General features: G+C 61.8%; 26 protein-coding genes. 18 read left to right on the forward strand and 8 right to left on the reverse strand.

From position 1 onward, the window contains the following. The first annotated feature begins 240 nt into the window (after window positions 1–240). A complete protein-coding gene (locus tag DMX11_RS03475) occupies window positions 241–591 on the forward strand; it encodes a response regulator (protein WP_110743230.1) in 351 nt (116 codons plus the stop codon). Between the two features lie 123 nt (window positions 592–714). Here DMX11_RS03475 and cobF read toward each other — a convergent pair whose 3' ends face one another. After that, entirely contained in the window at window positions 715–1,464 is a 750-nt protein-coding gene (gene cobF, locus DMX11_RS03480) for a precorrin-6A synthase (deacetylating) (protein ID WP_110743231.1), read from the reverse strand. A 67-nt stretch (window positions 1,465–1,531) separates the two neighbouring features. Then, window positions 1,532–2,821, reverse strand: a complete 1,290-nt coding sequence (locus DMX11_RS03485; protein ID WP_110743232.1) for an OprD family porin — start codon at window positions 2,819–2,821, stop codon at window positions 1,532–1,534. Between the two features lie 359 nt (window positions 2,822–3,180). Between DMX11_RS03485 and DMX11_RS03490 the strand changes: the two genes are divergently transcribed. The 3 genes from DMX11_RS03490 to DMX11_RS03500 all read left to right on the forward strand — a co-directional run bounded on the left by DMX11_RS03490 (window position 3,181) and on the right by DMX11_RS03500 (window position 4,633). Further along, window positions 3,181–3,540, forward strand: a complete 360-nt coding sequence (locus DMX11_RS03490) for a histone-like nucleoid-structuring protein, MvaT/MvaU family (RefSeq protein ID WP_110743233.1) — start codon at window positions 3,181–3,183, stop codon at window positions 3,538–3,540. Between the two features lie 225 nt (window positions 3,541–3,765). Continuing rightward, window positions 3,766–4,293, forward strand: a complete 528-nt coding sequence (gene gloA / locus DMX11_RS03495) for a lactoylglutathione lyase (RefSeq protein ID WP_110743234.1) — start codon at window positions 3,766–3,768, stop codon at window positions 4,291–4,293. A 97-nt stretch (window positions 4,294–4,390) separates the two neighbouring features. Continuing rightward, window positions 4,391–4,633 (forward strand): hypothetical protein, encoded by a 243-nt coding sequence (locus DMX11_RS03500; RefSeq protein WP_110743235.1) that lies wholly within the window; start codon window positions 4,391–4,393, stop codon window positions 4,631–4,633. Window positions 4,634–4,696: 63 nt separating this feature from the next. Here the strand turns inward: DMX11_RS03500 and DMX11_RS03505 are convergent, their stop codons facing one another. Continuing rightward, window positions 4,697–5,518 (reverse strand): shikimate 5-dehydrogenase, encoded by an 822-nt coding sequence (locus DMX11_RS03505; RefSeq protein ID WP_110743236.1) that lies wholly within the window; start codon window positions 5,516–5,518, stop codon window positions 4,697–4,699. Between the two features lie 161 nt (window positions 5,519–5,679). Between DMX11_RS03505 and DMX11_RS03510 the strand changes: the two genes are divergently transcribed. Together DMX11_RS03510 and DMX11_RS03515 are read left to right on the forward strand one after the other, a co-directional pair. Beyond that, window positions 5,680–6,030, forward strand: a complete 351-nt coding sequence (locus tag DMX11_RS03510) for a hypothetical protein (protein ID WP_110743237.1) — start codon at window positions 5,680–5,682, stop codon at window positions 6,028–6,030. Window positions 6,031–6,124: 94 nt separating this feature from the next. Further along, window positions 6,125–6,307 carry a hypothetical protein gene (locus tag DMX11_RS03515; protein ID WP_016711139.1) on the forward strand — a complete coding sequence of 61 codons (183 nt, stop codon included), beginning with the start codon at window positions 6,125–6,127 and terminating at the stop codon, window positions 6,305–6,307. 32 nt (window positions 6,308–6,339) lie between these two features. Here DMX11_RS03515 and DMX11_RS03520 read toward each other — a convergent pair whose 3' ends face one another. Further along, the gene (locus tag DMX11_RS03520) at window positions 6,340–6,696 is read right to left on the reverse strand and encodes a chemotaxis protein (RefSeq protein ID WP_110743238.1); all 357 of its coding nucleotides are present in this window, start codon (window positions 6,694–6,696) and stop codon (window positions 6,340–6,342) included. 161 nt (window positions 6,697–6,857) lie between these two features. Here DMX11_RS03520 and DMX11_RS03525 point away from each other — a divergent pair, with 161 nt between their 5' ends. Continuing rightward, entirely contained in the window at window positions 6,858–7,682 is an 825-nt protein-coding gene (locus DMX11_RS03525; RefSeq protein ID WP_110743239.1) for a S24 family peptidase, read from the forward strand. Window positions 7,683–7,718: 36 nt separating this feature from the next. On the opposite strand, the gene DMX11_RS03530 is transcribed toward DMX11_RS03525, so the two are convergent. Further along, on the reverse strand, window positions 7,719–8,042 hold the full coding sequence (locus DMX11_RS03530) for a DUF1654 domain-containing protein (RefSeq protein ID WP_110743240.1): 324 nt from the start codon (window positions 8,040–8,042) through the stop codon (window positions 7,719–7,721). 241 nt (window positions 8,043–8,283) lie between these two features. Here DMX11_RS03530 and DMX11_RS03535 point away from each other — a divergent pair, with 241 nt between their 5' ends. Next, complete coding sequence (locus DMX11_RS03535) at window positions 8,284–8,958, forward strand: polysaccharide lyase family 7 protein (RefSeq protein ID WP_110743241.1); 675 nt, start codon at window positions 8,284–8,286, stop codon at window positions 8,956–8,958. 73 nt (window positions 8,959–9,031) lie between these two features. On the opposite strand, the gene DMX11_RS03540 is transcribed toward DMX11_RS03535, so the two are convergent. Continuing rightward, window positions 9,032–9,325 carry a hypothetical protein gene (locus DMX11_RS03540; RefSeq protein ID WP_110743242.1) on the reverse strand — a complete coding sequence of 98 codons (294 nt, stop codon included), beginning with the start codon at window positions 9,323–9,325 and terminating at the stop codon, window positions 9,032–9,034. A gap of 250 nt (window positions 9,326–9,575) precedes the next feature. Between DMX11_RS03540 and pbpG the strand changes: the two genes are divergently transcribed. Next, complete coding sequence (pbpG, locus tag DMX11_RS03545; protein ID WP_110743243.1) at window positions 9,576–10,502, forward strand: D-alanyl-D-alanine endopeptidase; 927 nt, start codon at window positions 9,576–9,578, stop codon at window positions 10,500–10,502. A 100-nt stretch (window positions 10,503–10,602) separates the two neighbouring features. Here the strand turns inward: pbpG and DMX11_RS03550 are convergent, their stop codons facing one another. Continuing rightward, the gene (locus tag DMX11_RS03550; RefSeq protein ID WP_110743306.1) at window positions 10,603–11,052 is read right to left on the reverse strand and encodes a hypothetical protein; all 450 of its coding nucleotides are present in this window, start codon (window positions 11,050–11,052) and stop codon (window positions 10,603–10,605) included. 173 nt (window positions 11,053–11,225) lie between these two features. Here DMX11_RS03550 and DMX11_RS03555 point away from each other — a divergent pair, with 173 nt between their 5' ends. The 9 genes from DMX11_RS03555 to DMX11_RS03595 all read left to right on the forward strand — a co-directional run bounded on the left by DMX11_RS03555 (window position 11,226) and on the right by DMX11_RS03595 (window position 18,771). Further along, window positions 11,226–12,560 (forward strand): lysine N(6)-hydroxylase/L-ornithine N(5)-oxygenase family protein, encoded by a 1,335-nt coding sequence (locus DMX11_RS03555; RefSeq protein ID WP_110743244.1) that lies wholly within the window; start codon window positions 11,226–11,228, stop codon window positions 12,558–12,560. Window positions 12,561–12,737: 177 nt separating this feature from the next. Beyond that, complete coding sequence (locus DMX11_RS03560) at window positions 12,738–13,931, forward strand: PepSY domain-containing protein (protein ID WP_110743245.1); 1,194 nt, start codon at window positions 12,738–12,740, stop codon at window positions 13,929–13,931. Further along, on the forward strand, window positions 13,928–14,467 hold the full coding sequence (locus tag DMX11_RS03565) for a thiamine pyrophosphate-binding protein (protein ID WP_110743246.1): 540 nt from the start codon (window positions 13,928–13,930) through the stop codon (window positions 14,465–14,467). Before DMX11_RS03560 ends, DMX11_RS03565 begins: the two co-directional genes overlap by 4 nt. Continuing rightward, window positions 14,464–14,784: a hypothetical protein gene (locus tag DMX11_RS03570; protein WP_110743247.1), complete on the forward strand. Its 321-nt coding sequence runs from the start codon at window positions 14,464–14,466 to the stop codon at window positions 14,782–14,784. The genes DMX11_RS03565 and DMX11_RS03570 overlap by 4 nt, the downstream gene beginning before the upstream one ends. Further along, window positions 14,781–15,350, forward strand: a complete 570-nt coding sequence (locus DMX11_RS03575) for a DUF6162 family protein (protein ID WP_110743248.1) — start codon at window positions 14,781–14,783, stop codon at window positions 15,348–15,350. The genes DMX11_RS03570 and DMX11_RS03575 overlap by 4 nt, the downstream gene beginning before the upstream one ends. Window positions 15,351–15,366: 16 nt before the next feature. Then, window positions 15,367–16,269: a metal ABC transporter substrate-binding protein gene (locus DMX11_RS03580; RefSeq protein ID WP_110743249.1), complete on the forward strand. Its 903-nt coding sequence runs from the start codon at window positions 15,367–15,369 to the stop codon at window positions 16,267–16,269. After that, window positions 16,266–17,012, forward strand: coding sequence for a metal ABC transporter ATP-binding protein (locus DMX11_RS03585; protein WP_110743250.1), 747 nt, complete (start codon window positions 16,266–16,268; stop codon window positions 17,010–17,012). The genes DMX11_RS03580 and DMX11_RS03585 overlap by 4 nt, the downstream gene beginning before the upstream one ends. After that, the gene (locus DMX11_RS03590; protein ID WP_110743251.1) at window positions 17,012–17,911 is read left to right on the forward strand and encodes a metal ABC transporter permease; all 900 of its coding nucleotides are present in this window, start codon (window positions 17,012–17,014) and stop codon (window positions 17,909–17,911) included. The genes DMX11_RS03585 and DMX11_RS03590 overlap by 1 nt, the downstream gene beginning before the upstream one ends. Further along, entirely contained in the window at window positions 17,908–18,771 is an 864-nt protein-coding gene (locus tag DMX11_RS03595; protein ID WP_110743252.1) for a metal ABC transporter solute-binding protein, Zn/Mn family, read from the forward strand. The genes DMX11_RS03590 and DMX11_RS03595 overlap by 4 nt, the downstream gene beginning before the upstream one ends. Window positions 18,772–18,833: 62 nt before the next feature. On the opposite strand, the gene DMX11_RS03600 is transcribed toward DMX11_RS03595, so the two are convergent. Continuing rightward, window positions 18,834–19,886 (reverse strand): DUF1615 domain-containing protein, encoded by a 1,053-nt coding sequence (locus DMX11_RS03600; protein ID WP_110743253.1) that lies wholly within the window; start codon window positions 19,884–19,886, stop codon window positions 18,834–18,836. Window positions 19,887–19,889 lie beyond the last annotated feature (3 nt).

Here is a 19,889-nt window from a genome sequence, read left to right on the forward strand (position 1 = left end):
GCCCGAGCAAGAAAAGTCCATTGAAAAGAGTGGCGGATCAGTCGTTGTAGTTATCTGCCACTGCACCGTCCTGTTAAGCGAGTCTAACCAGCTTTGCCGGGTCTGGCAGGGCATTTAGCCAGTATTTGAAAGGTGGGGTCGACAATCGTTCCATCTATTTGCGCGTATCGGTATCCTCGGGAACTTCTGCTGCCGCCCAGAGCACAGATTAAAGACATTCATTTGCACAGGAACCCAACCATGCACCTTCTGGTAGTCGAAGACGACGACATCGTCCGTATGTTGATGGTCGAAGTGCTCGACGAACTGGGCTACGAAGTCCTTGAAGCGGAAAATGCTAGCGCGGCGCTACGCATTCTCGGAAACGCTGAGCAGGCCTTGGCCTTGATGATGACCGACGTAGGGCTGCCGGACATGCGCGGCGAAGTACTGGCGGGCAAGGCCCGCGAACTGCGGCCGCTGTTGCCGGTGCTGTTTGCCAGTGGTTATGCAGACAGCATCAATGTGCCGGAAGGCATGCACATGATCGGCAAACCGTTCACCATTGACCAGCTACGCGACAAAGTCGTGGCCATACTGGGCACCCCCTGAAGTCGGTGGGCATCATGTTCATTTTTTCTCTTCACCTGTAAAGCAGCATTGGGCTGCGAAGGCGCCACCCTTGTCGGCACAGATTGTTGCCCAGGCTGGCCTCTTCGCAGTCCAAGGCCGCGCCTACAGCTCCCTGCGCAACAGGTAGGTATCCATGATCCACCCCTTGCGCGCCCGCGCCCGCTCACGCACCTCCAGAATCTGCGCTTTCACGCTAACCAACGGGCCGGCAATCAGCACCTCATCTTCAGTGCCCAGATAAGCGCCCCAATAAATCATCAGCGCCGGGTCATTGACCTCGGCAAACGCGCACCGCCCGTCGAGCATGACCACCACGTTGTCGATATCCCCCTGCCCGGCCAGCCGGCGCCCCGCCAGCACGGTCAGCGGCTCGCCGACACGGTTGAGCGCAACCTGGTGCCGCGCCGCCAGTGCCTGCACGCTGCTGATACCGGGGATAACCTGCAGGCGCAGGGCCAGGCCGCGGTCGCGGACCAGGTCAAGAATCCGCAAGGTGCTGTCATACAGCGTAGGCTCGCCCCACAGCAGAAAGGCGCCGATTTCGCCGTCGCCAATCTCCTGCTCGAGCAACTGCGCATACAACACCGCACGCCTTCGGTGCCAGTCCTGCACTGCGGCCAGGTAGTCCTGCGCCTGGCCATCGCGCAAGGGGTCGGCCACCTGTACCAGCCGATAGCCGCCCTCGGGGCGGTAGCGTTGCAGGATGGCCTTGCGCAGATGCAGCAGTTCGTCCTTGTCGCTGCCCTTGTCGAGCACGAAGAACACACTGGCGCTGCGTAGTGCATCGACCGCCTCATAGGTGACCTGACGCGGGTCACCCGGGCCGATGCCGATCAACAACAGGTCTTTCATTGCCCTGCCCTTTACCGGAACACGCAACCATTGTCAGGCGGCCGCGGGTATTTGGCAAAGCGACCGCTCAGAGGATCGAAAAGTTGTAGCTGACGATGACGCGCGTCTCATCCATGTCACGCGCCCACTTCTCGTAGTTGCTGCGGTAAGTGGAATTACGCAGACGCACGCTGACGTCCTTGAAAGTGCCACTTTGCACCTGGTACTTGAATTCGGTGTCGCGCTCCCACTCTTTACCTTCGGCGCTGCTACCCGGCACCTTGATGTGGTCACCGTTGATATAGCGGGTGAAGAACGTCAGCCCGGGGACACCCAGTGCCTTGAAATCATAGTCATAGCGTAACTGCCAAGAGCGCTCCCGGGCAGCGGCGAAGTCGTTCACCTGGGCGTAGTTGACCAGGTACGGGTTACTGCCATCCAGGTAAGGCATGGCGCTGTCGCCGTACATGCGCTGCCAGCCGGCGCTGAGCTTGTGGCCCCCCAGACTGTAGCCAAGCATGCCGCTGAAGGCATGGTGGTCGATGGCGCCAGCACGGGCATTGCCAATGTCATCACTCTTGATCATGCGCAGGTCGGCCGACAGGCTGCCCACCGCCAACGGCTGGCTTGCCACCAGGCCGAGGAAGTGCTGGCGGTAGATACTCTCCAGCTTGGACACCTGGTACTGGGCACTGAAGCGCTCGTTGAAACGGTAATCGACACCGGCAAGGTCAAAGTGGTCGGCTTCGGTATCGCAGGCATAACGCTTGTTCTTGCAATGCACGCGAATGTCCTGGCGGTCGGTGGAGTCGCGCGCGGTGTACTTGTCCAGGCGGGCCAGGGTGAACTTCAGGTCGTGCAGTTCTTCGGAGGTCAGCATGGCGCCATGGAACATGGTCGGCAGCAAGCGGCCATCGTTGTACTTGAGCAGTGGCATATCCGGCATCATCGAGCCGAACTTGAGCACCGTGCTGGACACTTTGACCTTGGCCGCCAGGCCCATCTTCGCGTACTGGTCCGCAGCGTGTCGCGGGTCGTGACCGGAAGACGGCAGCAAGCCGCTGTTACTGTCGGCCGGGCTGGAATCCAGTTTGAAACCGAACATGCCCAGTGCATCCAGCCCGAAGCCGACCGGGCCCTGGGTATAACCCGACTGAACATTGAGAATGAAACCTTGGGCCCATTCTTCGCGCTTGGAAGCCCCCTGGCTGGAACTGCTGTGGCCGTCACGAAAGTCCCGGTTGAAATAGACATTGCGTGCTTCGACCTTGGCGCTGCTGTCTTCAAGAAAACCGGCGGCCTGGGCATTGGCGCCGGCACACAACAGGAACAAGCCGGCAACACGACGCCCTGGGGCGAGGGGGAAAGGGGCAAACATGCGAGAAACATCCAGAAATAAGGCGGGTTAACAACCTGTGGCACGGCTTGAGCACGCTACTGCGGCAGGGCCGAACTTCAGCCGGCAATCATCTGAAATTTTCTCGCGATGGCTCTGGCACGGGCCATTGGACCATGGTCTAAGCGCGCCGACGGGGCCCCAGAGAAAACGCGGAAAATACCGCACGCAAAACTAGGAAAGTTCCTGGCTTACTTACAAAAGTTTGCAGTTTACCCAGTTCCCATGAGTGACTACACTCGATATCAGCGAACAGCAAAACCCAACCGCGTGGCCGGCGTTTTCATTCTTCTTCAATGTTCGTCACGCCTTGCCACGACCGACGTACAGGAGTGATTACAGTGTCCAGACTTGCAGAGTTTCGTGCTGCCGAAAAAGCGCTCCAGGAACAGATGGCGCAACTGGAAGCGTTGAAAAAGGATGCCGGCCTCAAACGCGAAATCGAATTCGAGCAGAAACTAGTCGGCCTGATGAAAAGCTATGACAAGAGCCTGCGCGACATCATCGCCATCCTCGACCCGAAAGCCGTGGCCCGCGTTTCCAGTGCCGCCCCCAAGCAACAGCGCCGCCCGCGCGTGGTAAAGGTTTACCAGAACCCGCACACCGGCGAGCGCATCGAGACCAAAGGCGGCAACCACCGCGGGCTAAAAGCCTGGAAGGAAGAATATGGCGCCGCGACGGTGGAAAGCTGGGTCCGCTGATGAAACATCAACGTCCACTTCACACTTTTTTCACAAGGGCTGGCTCAGTATCGAGACAGCTAAAGGACTAGCGACCCCATCACGCGCCCGCACATGCGGGCCTCTAATTCCAGCGCCCTGCCTTGTGCAGGGCGCTTTCATTTGCGCAATCGGCACACTGCCGTATCATGGCCGCCTGTCTGTTTTTGCCGGTGCCCTGCGCCCGGCCCCGACTCAGGAGTTTCCATGAGCCTGCACGATCTGAACACCCTGCCTGGCGTCACCGCGCAACCTGACGCCGCGACCGCACAGTTTGTCTTCAACCACACCATGCTGCGGGTCAAGGACATCGAGAAGTCGCTGGACTTCTACACCCGTGTGCTGGGCTTCCGCCTGGTCGACAAGCGTGATTTCCCTGAAGCCGCTTTCAGCCTGTATTTCCTGGCCCTGGTCGACCCTGCGCAAATCCCTGCCGATGACGCCGCACGCCACCAGTGGATGAAGTCGATCCCTGGCGTCCTGGAGCTGACCCACAACCACGGCACCGAAAACGACGCCGAGTTCGCCTATCACAACGGCAACACCGACCCGCGCGGCTTCGGCCACATCTGCATTTCGGTGCCCGACGTGCGCGCCGCCTGCGCGCGCTTCGAAGCGCTGGAAGTACCGTTCCAGAAACGCCTGCAGGACGGGCGCATGAACCACCTGGCCTTCGTCAAGGACCCGGACGGTTACTGGGTAGAAGTGATCCAGCCTACCGAGCTGAAAGGCTAGGCGTTCGTCGCGGTTCGCTCGTCGGGCCGGGAACTCCCGGCCCCTCGCTGTGGTATATGAAGGTAACTGCTTCACATGCCACAGCGAGGTAAGGACGATGCAATCTCTTCACTGTGAATACCGCGAGCACACCATCACCGCCAGCGTGATGCCCCACCCCGACTCTCCCCTGCCCTATGCCGCAGGCTGCCTGATCACAGCCCCCGACGGCCACACCAGCAAGCGCATGTCGATGCCGATGAAGTTCTTTTCCGACCTTGAGAATGCGCAGCATGTGTCGCTGGCCCATGGCCGGGCACTGGTTGACCAGCAGCTGGATGACGGACAAAAAGTGTTCTGATCTGGTTTCCGCCTGTGCTTGCCACTTCGCAGGCAAACCCGCGAAGTGGCCGGTGCAGATGCACTAGATATCCCGCGCGTAAGCCACCGCCGCGTCCACCTGCGCCCGCGTCGGCCTTACCCCGGTATACAGCACGAACTGCTCCAGCGCCTGCAGCGCTATCACCTCTAGCCCGGTAATCACCGGTTTGCCCAACGCCTGCGCCTGGCGAATCAAGGGTGTCTGCGCCGGCATCGCCACCACATCGAACACCCGCTCCGCTGCGGCGATGGCATGCTCGGAAAACGCCAATTCCTCGGCTTCCGGGCCACCCGCCATGCCGATCGGCGTGACATTCACCAGCATCGGCGGGCAGATGTCGCCCAGCTCAGGCAACCATCGGTAACCGCAAACATCCGCCAACTGCCGCCCAGCCTGCTCGTTACGCGCAACAATGACACCTTCGGCAAACCCGGCATCGCGCAGGGCACTGGCCACGGCCTTGGCCATGCCACCACTGCCCCTCAGGGCAAAGGCCGTGGCCGGGTCGACCCTGTGCTGCGCCAGCAATTGGCGCACCGCCAGGTAATCGGTGTTGTAGGCCTTGAGATGGCCCTGGTCGTTGACCAGGGTATTGACCGACTCGATGGCCGCCGCCGACGGATCGATTTCGTCGACCAGTGCCATGCAGGCCTCCTTGTATGGCATCGACACCCCACAACCCCGTATGCCCAGGGCGCGGATACCCGCCACCGCCGCCGGCAGGTCATCGGTGCGCATGGCTTTGTAGTAGAAGTCCAGGCCCAACTGCTGGTACAGGTGGTTGTGAAAGCGTACGCCGAAGGTACCAGGGCGGCCGGCCAGGGAAATGCACAGCACCGTGTCCCGGCTGGGAGTTAGCGACATAACCTGCTCCTCTGTCATGACTGAAACGTTTGTGCAGCGTAACAGAGGCAACCACTGGTCGTCCCTTACACAACCTTTACCGTTTCCCTGTGCTCAGCTGACGGAGACTGGAGTCATATTAGCAGGACCCCACACTGGGGGTTTTCCTGCGAGGTTGCCTTATGAACCGTCATATTCCCGGAATCGTCCTGCTGGTCGGTGCCCTGGCCATCAGCGGGCCTGCTGCTGCCCATGGTTACGGCGGCCATGGCGGCGGCGGTTGGTATGGCCCGGGCCCGTTGCTGGGCGCCGCCGTGGTGGGCGCAGTGGTTGGCGCAACGGTTTATGGCGGGCGTGACCGTACCGTGTATGTCGAGCGCCAGCCTGTGTATTACCCAGCGCAGCCAGTGTACGTGCAGCCACCGCCACAGCCGGTGTACTACCAGCCGTACTACGCGCCAGCACCGCCACCACCGGGCTATCGCGCCTACTATGGCCCGCCACCGGTGTATTACGGCCCGCCACGTTGGTAATGGTTGATAGAACTAATGACCACTATCGAGGAAGTTGATTTCAAACCGCTGCGGCTGCTGCGTAAGGTAGAGCCATGTTTCACAGGAGGTCCACATGGCCACTATCCATATCATGTCCGTTGTCGGTAGCGCCGTCCCTGCTTCACTGCGTGAACAAGGGCTGCTGGCGTGCTGGTACCTGGTACGCAATGGCGAAGCCGTCAGCGGCCCGATGCCTACCCTTGCCTCGGCCCAGGCCTTGGTTGAACAGTTGCAGCCAGGCACCTTGGTTGCCTGACCCGAATTTGTTGTGCGTTGCTCCCTACGCCCTTATGGCCCGCCGAACTGGCGGGCTTTTTTTTGCATTCTGGCTGGCTGGGGCACGGCATCGGCCAATTGGCTGGTCAGCGCCACGACCTTGCCTTGAAGCCGGCCTACGGTTATCACCAGCTGATTGCGTTCCTTGGCGAAATGCTCAGCCTTGGCTTCCGCCTCCCTGCGGGCATCCCGCTCGATATCAAGCAGCTCTGTCAGGCGGCGGACGACTGCAATGTCTGCATTGTCCATCGCACGGTCTGCGGCATCCCTGGACAGCCATTTGCGCAGCCATAGAAATGCCCCCAGCAACACGGTGCCCGTACCGCCCAGCCAAGTGACGGTGCCCGGGCCGAGGTCAGTCGGATCCATGTAAACCTCATCGTTCGAAGTAGTGTGATACCCGCAGAAAAATGTCCCGGCGGCTTTTCTTCTGAATGAAATAAATTTAGCCTTTGGCTAAATCTACTGCAAGGGTAAATTTAGCCATGCGTACATTTAGCAGAAAGCTAAATACTGGCATGCTTCGCCTCATGGACATTTATGAAATACGCAAGCACAACCTGGTCAAGCTAATCGGCAGCCAGAGAAAAGGATCCTGTGCAGAACGCTGGGGGATGGCCCCTGCGCACCTGAGCCAGATCCTTTCTGACAAGACCGTCAAGAACCTGGGTGACGACGTCGCCCGGCGCATCGAGGCCATAGAAGGCTTGCCACGCGGCTGGTTCGACGCAATGGCGGCTGGCGAATACGCCCAAACAGCAGCCGAGCCTGCCGAAAGCAAGCTGTCTGCGGCCGACCTGGTCAAGCAGATGCTGGCCAGAAGCGGCAAAGGTATCCCTGAAGAAACCCGGCAACGGTTGCTGGCCGCCGCTGCCGAGCCCGCCGATGCCGTTCTGCTGAAGGCCGACCTGAGCCGCCCCGGCCTGGTCGGGGATGAAGTCTGGATCGCCCACTACGATGTGCGCGCTGCCATGGGCGGTGGGCAGATTCCCCACGACTACCCCGAAATGTTCAAAGACGTGCGCGTCAGCCCCAGCCACCTGCGTGAACTGGGCGTGGAATTCACCGAGCACCACCACCTGAAGATGGTCACCGGCTGGGGTCAGTCGATGGAGCCGACCATCCGGCATCGCGACCCGCTGATCGTTGATGTCAGCATTCGTGAATTCGTCGGCGACGGCATCTACTTCTTCTCCTGGGGCGAGCACATCTACATCAAGCGCCTGCAGATCGCCGACGAGGACCATTTCGAGATGATTTCCGACAACGCGCGACACAAGGACCGCATGATTCGTCGGGAAGAAACCTACATTCAGGCCAGGGTGCTACTGGTATGGAATGCCCACCTGGTATAGCCCTCAGCCCGGTCACCCCGGCGCGTTTGTCGATCATCAGAATGGCGCCGCCAAATCGACCTGCTCTTCGCTGTCGTGCGCGATGACGAAGTCGTCGCGCTGCTCCACACTGCTATGCGCCCAGCGCACCATCACGCTCTCGTCATCGTTGAAGGTCAGGTCCAGCTCTGGCGTGTCCTTCAGCAGGCCCATCACCTCCTCCCATTCCGCATCACCATCAGTATCCAGGCGATGCACCAGAACCCAGCGCTGCGTTTGTGCCACCGGGTGGTTGATCATCGATGAGACGCGCAGGCCAAGCCGCTCTACGCCGGTGAGTTCCTGCTGATACGGGGGTGTCGACTTCATGTGCTTAGGCATAACTTCATCCTGATAGCTGTATATTCGTACAGTGCTCAGGCAAAGCTTATCGCACCGCCAAATCCAGCGTAAACCCCCAGGGTGGAAAAATTTCGCCAACAGGTAATTTGTCGTTAAGCGAAATTTATTTAGCTTCAGGCTATTGACTGAATTTTAGCTTGGGGCTAACTTTTACGTGGCAGCCAGCTACACGGCTGCCAGGCAATCGCCAGACAACCCTACTTTCGTCAGGAGCGCCAACATGGCCGTAGATATCAGCAACCTCATCATCGCCACCCCTGTGGCCGTCTCAGCAACCAACCCCGTTGCACTCGAACTCAACGGCGCCGAAGCCATCGCCCGCTTCCCCAGTGTGGTCACCGTGCTTAGCGACGGCTCGATCCAGTTTTCCGCCCCCACCAAAGGTGCATCCAGCAAAAGCACCCGGCGCACACGCTGCGAGTGGACAGAAACCCAAAGCTGGACGCTTGCAAGTGCCCAGAACCACTGGAACCGCCAGACCATGGCGCTGACCAAGGTGAACGCTGCGCTGAAGGTGGTCATTGCGCAGATGCACGTGCGCGGGGACGACAGCCCACCGGTAAAAGTGTTCTGGAAGAAGGGTGATATCACCCTGGGGTTTCGGCAGACCTACGACCAGCCAGACCCGGTGAACTCGACGGTGCTCAAAGGCGTGCCGCTGGGGGCGAAGTTCGATGTGAGCATTCACACCACCCGCGACGGCCTGGTTACGGTGACAGCGAGCTGTAACGGGGTGTCCGGGTCTTCAGGCGGGCTGCAACTCGACAGCAGCTGGGCTTCGCGGCTGTTCGAATTCCACGGTGGGGTCTACAACCAGGTTGACTACACAGATGCAACACCTGCCGATGATGGCTCGATCTGCATCATCAGCGAGCTCTCGTTGCTACATGACTGAGTGACAGGGCCAGGCTCCTGCAGGGCAGCGCATACCCCTCGCGCGGCCGCTGCGGGAGCCCCAAACAAAAGGATCAGGAGTTTTCCTTTACCTGGCACACACCATTGGCTCTGTTCTTGCCGGTGTACGAAACATCAGGCGAACCATCCGGGTTGATCGTCAGCGAGAGGGTGACACCGCTGCCCTTGGCTTCAAAGTAGTTATCGTTGAATTTCTTCAACTTGCCTTCCTTGCCATTGATGTAAATCGGGCCGCCCTTGTCGGCGTGGACCTCAATGTTGCCTGGACAGGTTGCATTCAGCATCGGTATCCCGGCCTGGGCCGCGCCAGATGCAACCAGACAAGCCCCGAGCAGCAAACGCTTCATTTTCAGCTCCTTCAACGTATACATAGACGAGCAAGCAAAGCCCATTTACCCGCTGCACGCCAGCGCATTCACCTTGCTGCCTCGGCCCGAAGGCGAAGGGCATAAGGGGTACAGGATTAAATTTCGTTCACCTTGCGCCCTTTAGTCATAAGGCATTCGACAGCAATTCAGCCATACTCCAGAATGCAGCGGTTTTAGGGGGAAAACCCTTGCACAGCCAACGACATACCAACTTTTAGTGAGCCTCAACGTGAAAACATCCCTGTCCATCCTCAGCCTGCTGCTGTTGCTCACAGGAACTGCGACCCTTCCGTCGACTGCTGCTGCACAACCCCCGGCCCAAGTCCAACGTGACCCGTCCAAGCTGCACCTGGCTTCAGGCAGCGCCCTGCTGATCGACCTGAACAGCAATCAGGAACTGTATTCGAGCCACGCCGACCGCGTGGTCCCTATCGCATCGGTCACCAAGCTGATGACGGCGATGGTGGTGCTGGATGCCAAGCTGCCCATGGATGAGATGCTCACCATGACCATTGCCAACAACCCTGAAATGAAAGGCGTGTATTCACGCGTGCGCCTGGGCAGCCAGCTCGACCGCCGCGAAACCCTGCTGATTACCCTGATGTCGTCGGAAAACCGCGCTGCCAACAGCCTGGCCAACGCTTACCCTGGCGGCTACCCGGCCTTCATCAAAGCCATGAACGCCAAGGCCCGCAGCCTGGGCATGGCGCATACCCGCTACGTCGAGCCGACCGGCCTGTCGACGCAGAACGTGTCGACCGCACGCGACTTGGCCAAACTGTTGATGGCCTCACGCAAGTACCCGATGCTGAGCGAGCTGTCGACCACCCGCGAAAAAACCGTAGCCTTCCGCAAGCCCAACTACACCCTGGGCTTCCGTAACACCGATCACCTGGTGAACAAGAGCAACTGGGACATCAAGCTGACCAAGACCGGCTTCACCAACGAAGCCGGGCACTGCCTGGTGCTGCTGACGCGCATGGATAATCGCCCGGTGGCGATGGTCATCCTCGATGCCTTCGGCAAGTACACCCACTTCGCCGATGCCAGCCGCATGCGCCAGTGGCTGGAAACCGGCGCAGCCAAGCCCGCACCGGCCGTGGCCATGCAGTACAAGGCTGACCGGCAGAGCAAAGGGCGGGTGGCGGCCGAGTAACTGCCGTCACCTGCTGCTTTCAGTCATGCTGGCGGCAGGCCTTGAGGACGAGGCCGCTGCCAGTGCCGGCCGGGTAACGCTTGGCGTTTGGGCAACGTTATCAGGCCGTGGTGCTGACCACACCGCCAGCACTGCTCCCGCCCTCTTGCTGCAGCAACGTCAGCAGTTGCGCCGTCGCCGCCAGGAGCTGCCCGTTGATCGTGGCAACGCTGGCCTGCTTGGCACTTACGGCAGTGGCTTTGGCCGTCTCTTCCATCTTGCTTGCCATCAATTGCGCCAGCCGTTGCTGTTCCTCAGCCAACTGCTTCTGCAGCTCTTTGATCAACTCTCGCAATGTTTTTACAGCTGTCGATTCGCTGCTGTCACTGGCTTGCGCAGCCTGCCCCTGGCCGGCACCGCCGACTTTCGAGGTGTCACCGCTGGTATTCAGTGCCCCGCCCTGCTCCGCTTGTTCAACCTGGCTCGCCTGCTCAGGCTCCGTAGCAGCAGTCGCACTCGGCGTCTGCGCCGAAACGACGTTGATGTTCAGATTTGCGGATATGGATGTCATGCCGACTCCCTGGTTCATAGTTGGGTCCTTGCCTTAACCCCCTTATCGGCAGCGTCACCCCGTTCTTTAGCCGCTTAAATTCCCTTCTGGCTGGCTCGTTCCAACACATGTACTTGCGCAGGAGCCAGCGCCTCGGCGGGCGTCCATATTCGATCATTCAGGGAATCGCAGCCATGAGCCAGCAATCACAGCAGGAAACCATAAAAGATCTGATCGGCGTGGGCTTCGGCCCTTCCAACCTGGCCTTGGCCATTGCCCTGGAAGAACTCGCCGAGTCCCAGGGGCATGCCCTGGACGCGCTGTTCATCGACAAGCAAGAAGATTACCGCTGGCACGGCGAGACCCTGGCCACCCAGAGCGAGCTGCAGATCTCGTTCCTCAAGGACCTGGTGTCGCTGCGCAACCCCACCAGCCCCTACAGCTTTGTCAATTATCTGCACCAGAAGCAGCGCTTGGCCGACTTCATCAACCTCGGCACGTTCTACCCTTGCCGCCTGGAGTACAACGACTACCTGCGCTGGGCCGCCGAACACTTCGCGACCCAGGCGGTGTATGGCCAGGAAGTGCTGCGTATCGAGCCAGAAGTACAGGCCGGCCGGGTCGAACACCTGCGCTTGGTCTCGCGTGACGCACAAGGCCGCGAATATAGCCGCCGCACCCGTTCGGTGGTGGTCGCCAGCGGCGGTACGCCGAAAATTCCGGAAAAATTCAGCGCGTTCAAGGACGACCCACGGGTATTTCACCACTCACAATACCTGAGCAGCCTGAACAAGCTGCCCTGTGCGGCCGGCAAGCCAATGCGCATTGCCGTGATCGGGTCGGGCCAGAGCGCCGCCGAGGCGTTCATCGACCTCAACGACAGCTACCCGTCGGTCAAGGTCGACATGGTCCTGCGTGGCTCGGCGCTCAAACCCGCGGATGACAGCCCGTTCGTCAACGAGATTTTCTCGCCCGACTACACCGAACTGGTCTACAACGAGCCGGCCGACCAGCGCAGCAAGCTGCTGGGCGAATACCACAATACCAATTACTCGGTGGTAGACCTCAACCTGATCGAACGTATCTACGGCATCCTTTACCGGCAGAAAGTGGCCCATCAGCACCGCCACAACGTGCTGTGCCGCCGCCAGGTGGAAGCGGTGGTGGCCACCCGCGAGGGCCTGGAACTGACCCTGCGCGACCTCGCCACCGGCCAGCAGCAAACGCACCGCTACGATGCCGTGATTCTCGCCACGGGCTACGAGCGCCGCTCGCACCGTGACCTGCTGGCACCCCTGGCCGGCTACCTGGATGACTTCAACGTCGACCGCAACTACCGCATGCTGGCCAGCCCCGACCTGCAGGCCTCGGTGTACCTGCAAGGGTTCTGTGAAAGCAGCCACGGCCTGAGCGACACCCTGCTCTCGGTGCTGCCGGCGCGTGCCGCAGAAATTGGCCTGGCCCTCTATCAGGACTTGGGGCAGCTGCATGGCAGGGCGCAAGCAGCGGTGGCCCTGACCAGCGCCTGACCCCGCTTTTACCTCTCGCGCAAGGCCGGCCTGATCCCTCGTGCACAGGCCGGCTTTTGTCGTCTGAAACATTTGCTTTCATTTTAAACGGCAGGTTTTCGATTCTCATTCGTCCTTATCAGTACAGCCCTCTTTGGTTGGGCACATGCTCGACCACTTATTGCAGAAGACCGTCTGATGGCCAAATCACCGAAAAAATCGAAATCCCGGGTGTGGTTCCTGGTTCACAGTTGGCTAGCGCTACCGATCTGGTTCTTTGTCCTGATCGTCTGCTTCACCGGCATGCTCGCCGTGGTCAGCCAGGAAATCGTCTGGCTGGCCGACCCGGCGGTGCGCGCCAACAAGCCAGACGCCGACGTCGAGCGCATGAGCTTTCAGCAGGTACTGGAGGCCTTGAACGAAGCCGAGCCTGACATGGTGGTGGAGCGCCTGAGCCAGCCGGACGGTTCGCACTTCGCGGTTAAGGCGAATGTCACGCTGCCAGACGGCACCAGCCCAACCTTGTATGTAAACCCTTACACCGGCGCCATCCAGGGCAAGACCCCGGACTTCAATTTTGAAGGCTTCACCCGTGCGTTGCACGGTTGGTGGCTGGTGCCGTTCACCAACGGCTTCAGCTGGGGCTGGTACCTGGTGTCGCTGCTGGGCCTGCCGATGCTGGCGTCGCTGGTCACCGGGCTGGTGGTGTACAAGAAGTTCTGGAAGGGCTTTTTCAAACCCGTGCGCACCGGCCAAGGTCCGCGGATTTTCTGGGGCGACCTGCACCGCCTGGCCGGGGTATGGTCGATCTGGTTCATCGCAGTCATTTCCATCACCGGCATCTGGTTCCTGATCCAGGCGATCCTGTTCGATAATCACATCACCATTTCCAGCCGGCCCATCGTGCCGGTAATCGCCCGTGAAGAAGTACCACAAACGCCAGACGGCAGCCCGGCCCAGCGCATCGACCTGGATGAAGCGGCGCGCCTTGCCGGCCTGGCGATCCCGGGCCTTGCGATCAACTCCGTCTCGTTGCCGGCTACCGCCTACAGCCATGTTTCCCTGTCCGGGCCGGGCTGGTACCCGCTGATGTTGCAGAGCGCTTCGGTCAACCCGTACACGCGCAATGTCGACAGCCAGTTCCTGATCAGCGACCGCTCGGCACTGGAATTCGTGACCGAATCCATGCGCCCGCTGCACACCGGCGATTTCGGCGGTTTGCCGATCAAGCTCATCTGGTTCTTCTTCGGCCTCATCCTGACCCTGATGGTCTTCAGTGGCTTGCTGATCTGGACCAAACGCACCGCCCAGGCCTCTGTTGCCGCCCTCAAGCGTAGCGCGCGCACACCGCGTGGGGCACGTAATGAAACCACCGTGGAGGTGCGCCCATGAGCCAGGCCCAGGCCCTGCCCACCAGCCCGTTGAAGCAACTGTGGCTGAAATGGCGCTTTCACCTGAACATCCTGCTGATCCTGATCCCGCTGGGGTTCATGCCCAAGTATTTCGCCGACGCCAAGCTGTTCCGCGGCGAAGCCGGCCTGGGCGCCACTATCATCAGCGATATCCAGGTCGGCCCCTACCGCCTGAACCTGGCCGAACTGCGTGACGAAGCGCCACGCGCCGACGGCCCGGCCGGTTACTTCAAGCCGTTCAACGCAGCGCTGTGCAAGGCCTGCATCAAGGACGTCAAGGCCGTTTACCTGCGCATCGGCAAGCCACGCAGCCTGCGCGCCGCCGGCACCATCTTCTTCGGCGCGCCGTACCACATGGGCACTTCGCTGCCGATCCCGCCACGCACCAAACCTGACGCCCGAATCTGGATCACCCTGGAAGGCTGGGACGGCAGCATGCACCAGGCATCCGTCCCCCTGGCCAAGGCATCGCCAGCCACTGTGGCCTGGCTCGAGAAACAAGGAGGCAAGAAATGAACTACCTGCTGCGAACCCTCACCCTGCCCCTGCTGGCGCTGGCCGCCGGCCCCGCCCTGGCTCACAACCCGATGTGTGAATGCGAAGAACTGGCCGGCGGCCAGGTCAAGTGCACCGGTGGCTTCTCGGATGGCAGCGGTGCCGCCGGGGTAACCCTGGACGTGATCGGCTATGACGAGCAGGTGCTGGTCGGTGGCAAGCTCGGTGATGATTCGACCTTGACCTTCAAGCGCCCTGACGGCGAATTCTACGTGCTGTTCGATGCCGGCCCCGGGCACGTGGTGGAAGTCGACTACGCCGATATTGCCCAGCCATGAGCCGCGCCCAAGTGATTCGCCCGGCCGGTGCCGGGCACGAAACCCTGTACGTGTTGCTGACCAGCCTGCTGATCGTGGCGCTGGCAGCCGGCGTGGTGCTGTTGCGTGGTGAGCGCGAGGACGAACAGGCCATTGCCAGCCACCAGATCGACGCCCGCCGCAACCTCACCGCCGCCGAACAAGGCCTGTACACCGACCTGCGGGTGGCCTTCGACGAGATCCAGCTGCTGCGCGAAGAAAACGCCGTTGCCCCCAGCGTTAAAGCCTTGGCCGAAGAAGGCCTGCCGCCGTTCGTGGTGGATGCCGGCAGCCAGAGCCGCGGTGATCACCAATGGTCATGGCTGGAAACCGGCGCCTACCTGGGCCGCAGCCACGCACCCGAGGTTGCCGGCAGCCTGCTGCTGATTCTGCCGGCCGACAGCACTGGCGAGGCCGATATCTGGCTGCGTCGCGACAGCGCCGCCGTCATGCCGGACGATCTTGGCCAGGCCGCTCTGATCGCTGCCGGCTGGCAGCAGGTGGTCAGCCACTATGACGCCGGGGTTACCCGCGAACACCGTCACTGAACCCAAGGACTCTCCCATGTTCCGCTCCGCCCTCGCCCTGCTCCTGGCCCTTGCCCTGCCGACACTGGCCCTGGCCGATAATGGCAAGCCGCTGCGTATCGGCATCACCCTGCACCCTTACTACAGTTACGTGAGCAACATCGTCGGCGACAAAGCCGAAGTGGTACCGCTGATACCGGCGGGCTTCAACCCGCATGCCTATGAGCCACGGGCGGAGGACATCAAACGCATCGGCTCGCTGGACGTAGTGGTACTCAACGGCGTCGGCCATGACGACTTCGCCGACCGCATGATCGCGGCCAGCGAAAAGCCCGACATCGCCACCATCGAGGCCAACCAGAACGTACCGTTGTTGGCGGCCACCGGCATTGCTGCGCGCGGCGCCGGCAAGGTCGTCAACCCGCACACGTTCCTGTCCATCAGCACCACCATCGCCCAGGTCAACAACATCGCCCGCGAGCTGGGCAAGCTCGACCCGGACAATGCCAAGCTGTACACGCAAAATGCCCGTGCCTACGCCAAGCGCCTGCGCGCCCTGCGTGCCGACGCACTGGCCAAGGTCACCGAGGCCCCCAGCGCCACCTTCCGCGTTGCCACCATCCATGCCGCCTACGACTATCTGGTACGCGACTTCGGCCTGGAGGTGACCGCCGTGGTCGAACCGGCGCATGGCATCGAACCAAGCCCGGCGCAGCTGAAGAAAACCATCGATCAGCTCAAGGCGCTGGATGTACGGGTTATTTTCTCGGAAATGGATTTCCCCTCAGCCTATGTCGAGACCATCCAGCGCGAATCCGGCGTGCGTCTGTACCCGCTGACGCATATTTCCTACGGTGAATACACCAAGGAAAAGTACGAAGTGGAGATGAAGCGCAACCTCGACACGGTGGTCCGCGCCATCCAGGAGAACCGCGCATGACCGCCGCCGCCAACCTGGCTGCCGCCTGTGGGCCGCGCATCGAGTTTACCGGCATCGACCTGACCTTGGGCCGCACCCGCATCCTCGAACAGGTCAGCTTCAGCGTGGCCGCTGGCAGCGTGCATGCCATCGTCGGCCCGAACGGCGGCGGCAAGAGCTCGCTGATCAAGACCCTGCTCGGGCAGATGCCGCACCAGGGCCAACTGACCCTGCACTGGCCAACGGAGCGCGAAGTGATTGGCTACGTGCCCCAGGCGCTGGAGTTCGACCGCGGCCTGCCGATGACCGTCGACGACTTCATGGCCGCCATGTGCCAGCGCCGGCCGGCCTTTCTCGGCCTGTCACGGCGTGTACAGCCGGCCATCGATGCCGCGCTGGCGCGGGTCGGCATGCTCGACAAGCGCAAGCGGCGCATGGGCGCGTTGTCTGGCGGTGAACGCCAGCGCGTGCTGTTGGCCCAGGGTCTGATCCCCGAGCCGCAGCTGCTGGTGCTGGACGAGCCGATGTCGGCGCTCGACGAAGCGGGTATCCAGGTGTTCGAACAGCTGCTGCTGGGCTGGCGGCAGGCGGGTACCACCGTGCTGTGGATCGAGCATGATCTGGCAGCTGTGCTGCGCCTGGCCGACCGTGTGACTGGCCTGAGCCGCCAGGTGCTGTTCGACGCCCCGCCCGCCCAGGCCCTGACCCCCGAGCGCCTGCTCGGCCTGTTCTCCGTTCACCCGCGTAGCGAGAGCCTTGCCTGATGAGTTTCGAAACCTTTCGCCAAACGGTCCAGGACTGGGCCACTGTCGGCTACCTGCCCGAGGCGCTGGCCTACGGCTTCGTGGTCAACGCGCTGCTGGCCGGCCTGATGATCGGCCCGGTACTGGGGGGCCTGGGCACCCTCGTGGTGGTCAAGCGCTTTGCCTTTTTCTCCGAAGCCGTTGGCCATGCAGCGCTGACCGGGGTCGCAATCGGCATCCTGCTGGGTGAGCCCTACACCGGCCCTTACGGCAGCCTGTTCGGTTACTGCCTGCTGTTCGGCATCCTGCTCAACTTCCTGCGCAACCGCACCGGGCTATCGCCGGACACACTGATCGGCGTGTTCCTGTCGGTGTCGCTGGCGCTGGGCGCGAGCCTGCTGTTGATGCTGGCAGGCAAGATCAATGTGCATATCCTCGAAAACGTATTGTTCGGCTCGGTGCTGACCGTCAGTGGCCAGGACCTGGTGGTGCTGGGCATCGTCGCGGTGTTGGTGCTGGCGCTGGCCCTACCGCTGTACAACCGCATCATGCTGGCCAGTTTCAACCCGCAACTGGCCGCCGTGCGCGGGGTAGCCGTGAAAACCCTGGACTATCTGTTCGTGGTGCTGGTGACCTTGGTGACCGTAGCGGCAGTGAAGGTGATCGGGGCGATCCTGGTCGGTGCGCTGCTGGTGATCCCTGCCGCCGCGGCACGCCTGGTCAGCCAGTCGCTGAAAGGCTTTTTCTTCCTGTCGGTGCTGATCGCGACCATCAGCACCCTGTTCGGCATCCTGCTGCCGATCATTTTCGATCTGCCGGTGCCATCGGGCGCCGCGATCATCCTGGTCGCCGGCATTTGCTTCGCCCTGGCCGCCCTGGCCCGCGCCCTCGTTCCCCGCCTGCAAGGAAACCCGGCATGAACCTCAAACACCTGACCCTGGCACTAGCCCTGGCCGGCCTGCCGTCGCTGTCTTTCGCCACGCAGGTGCTGACCACCCTGCCCGTCACCCACAGCCTGGCCAGCGTCCTGCTCGACGGCACAACGGTGCAGCTCAAGCGGGCGGCACCGGCCAACCTCCCAGCCAGCCGCCAGCCGTCGTATTTCAGCGGGCGTGGCGGCGCCAGCCTGGACAAGGCGGCGCAACAGGCCGACGCGGTGATCGGGGTGCGTTCGATCTGGCGTGACGACCCGCTGTACCCCATGGCCAGGCGCAGCAATATCCGCATTGTCGAGATCGATGCCGCCCGGCCGGTGGATGGCGCCCTGCCCGGTATCGCGGTGAGTGGTGACGATGCCTATGGCGCCTACCCCTGGCTCAACCCGACCAACCTTGGGCGCATGGCCGACGTGGTGGCCAATGATCTGGAGCGCCTGGCGCCTGGCGACAAAGCGAAGATCCAGGACAACCTGGCCGGGCTCAAGCGCCAGCTGCTGGCGCTTGCGGCCAACAGCCAGACACGCCTGGCCAAGGTCGACAACCTGACCGTGGTGAGCCTGTCGGAGCGGCTGGGTTATCTGGCCAGCGGGTTGAACCTGGACGTGGTCGAACAGCCGCTGCCGGCCGAATGGGATGCGGCCGCGCTGAAGGCCTTGGAGGAAAACCTGAAGGCACAGGATGTGGCGCTGGTGCTGCACCACCGGCAGCCGGAGGCTGGGGTGGCCGAAGTGATCAAGGCGGCCGGGGCGAAGCTGGTGGTGGTGGACAGCGACCCTGAGGATGCGTTTGCCGGCTTGAAGGCCAGCGTCGATCAGGTAGTGGAGGCATTGGGCGAAAGCTGAAAGCGGCGGTGCCGGCCTTCTCGCGGGCAAGCCCGCGAAACGGCCGGCACCGGTAACCGCTGCTAGCGCTTCATGCATCGCCGATAACGCTCATCAACCCGCCCCGCAAACCACGCTGTGGTCAGCTTGCGGGTGATCTTCGGGCTCTTCAGCTGGATCCCCGGCAGCACCGCCCGCGGTACCGGCTTGGCGGCAGCAGCATCGGCCAGGCTAAACACCCCCCTGTACAGCTTGCTGTCCTCGAATGCCAGGCTGTCACCGTCTTCCAGCTGGCTACGGATTTGCGGGTTGCGCAGGCCCAGCTTCACGCCCACTTTGCGCGCCGCCATTTCGGTCGTGCCCGGCATGATCGAACCCGGTGCAATCAGGTCGCCGTCCAGCGCCAGCTGCACGCCAGCCACCTTGCTCAGGGCCGCCTGAAACGCCGCATTACGGCTGGCGTACCAGCCCGCGTTGAAATCGGCGAAGCGATACAGCTGGCGCTCGTAGCTGGCCGGGTACCCCAACAAGTGGGCGATACCGAAGTACATACCGCCACGCCGGCTGAACACCTCCTGGCGGATGCTACCATCGTGGCTGTACGGGTAATCCTGTGCATGCTTTTCGGCAAAATCGATACTCACCTGCATCGGCCCGCCGGTATGCACCGGGTTGAGCCCGCCAAGCAAGGTCTTGCCCAGTGGGACGCGAGCGATGACTTCATCGTACAACTCGCTCAGCTGCCTTTCGCTACGCACCGCCTGTAACCGCTGCTGGTAGCTCTGACCGTTGCCTGACGGCGTCTTCAGCGCACCCTCGACCAGCAGCTTGGGGATATGCAAACGCGCGGCGCGGCGGTCGATTTCATCGCGGGCAATACGCCCCAGGTTGGGCACCTGGGGGTCGGCAGTGAAGGTTGATTCCTGTTCGGTCACCGCCAGCACGGCGCACAGGTTGCTCTTGCTCGGGGCAATGCGCTGGGCTTCGAAGGCTACCTGGATATCCCTGGCCCAACCCTCGCGATCCTTGGCCTGGGCAGGTAGCAGCCGCAGCAGCTGGGCGCGAACCTTGACGGGGTCCGCTTCGGGGGCCTCCTCGCGGCGCCCGGCACAGCCTTGCAGCAGCGCCAGGGCCATCAA

This window comes from Pseudomonas sp. LB-090624 (assembly GCF_003205205.1).
In the GTDB taxonomy this organism is placed as follows: domain Bacteria; phylum Pseudomonadota; class Gammaproteobacteria; order Pseudomonadales; family Pseudomonadaceae; genus Aquipseudomonas.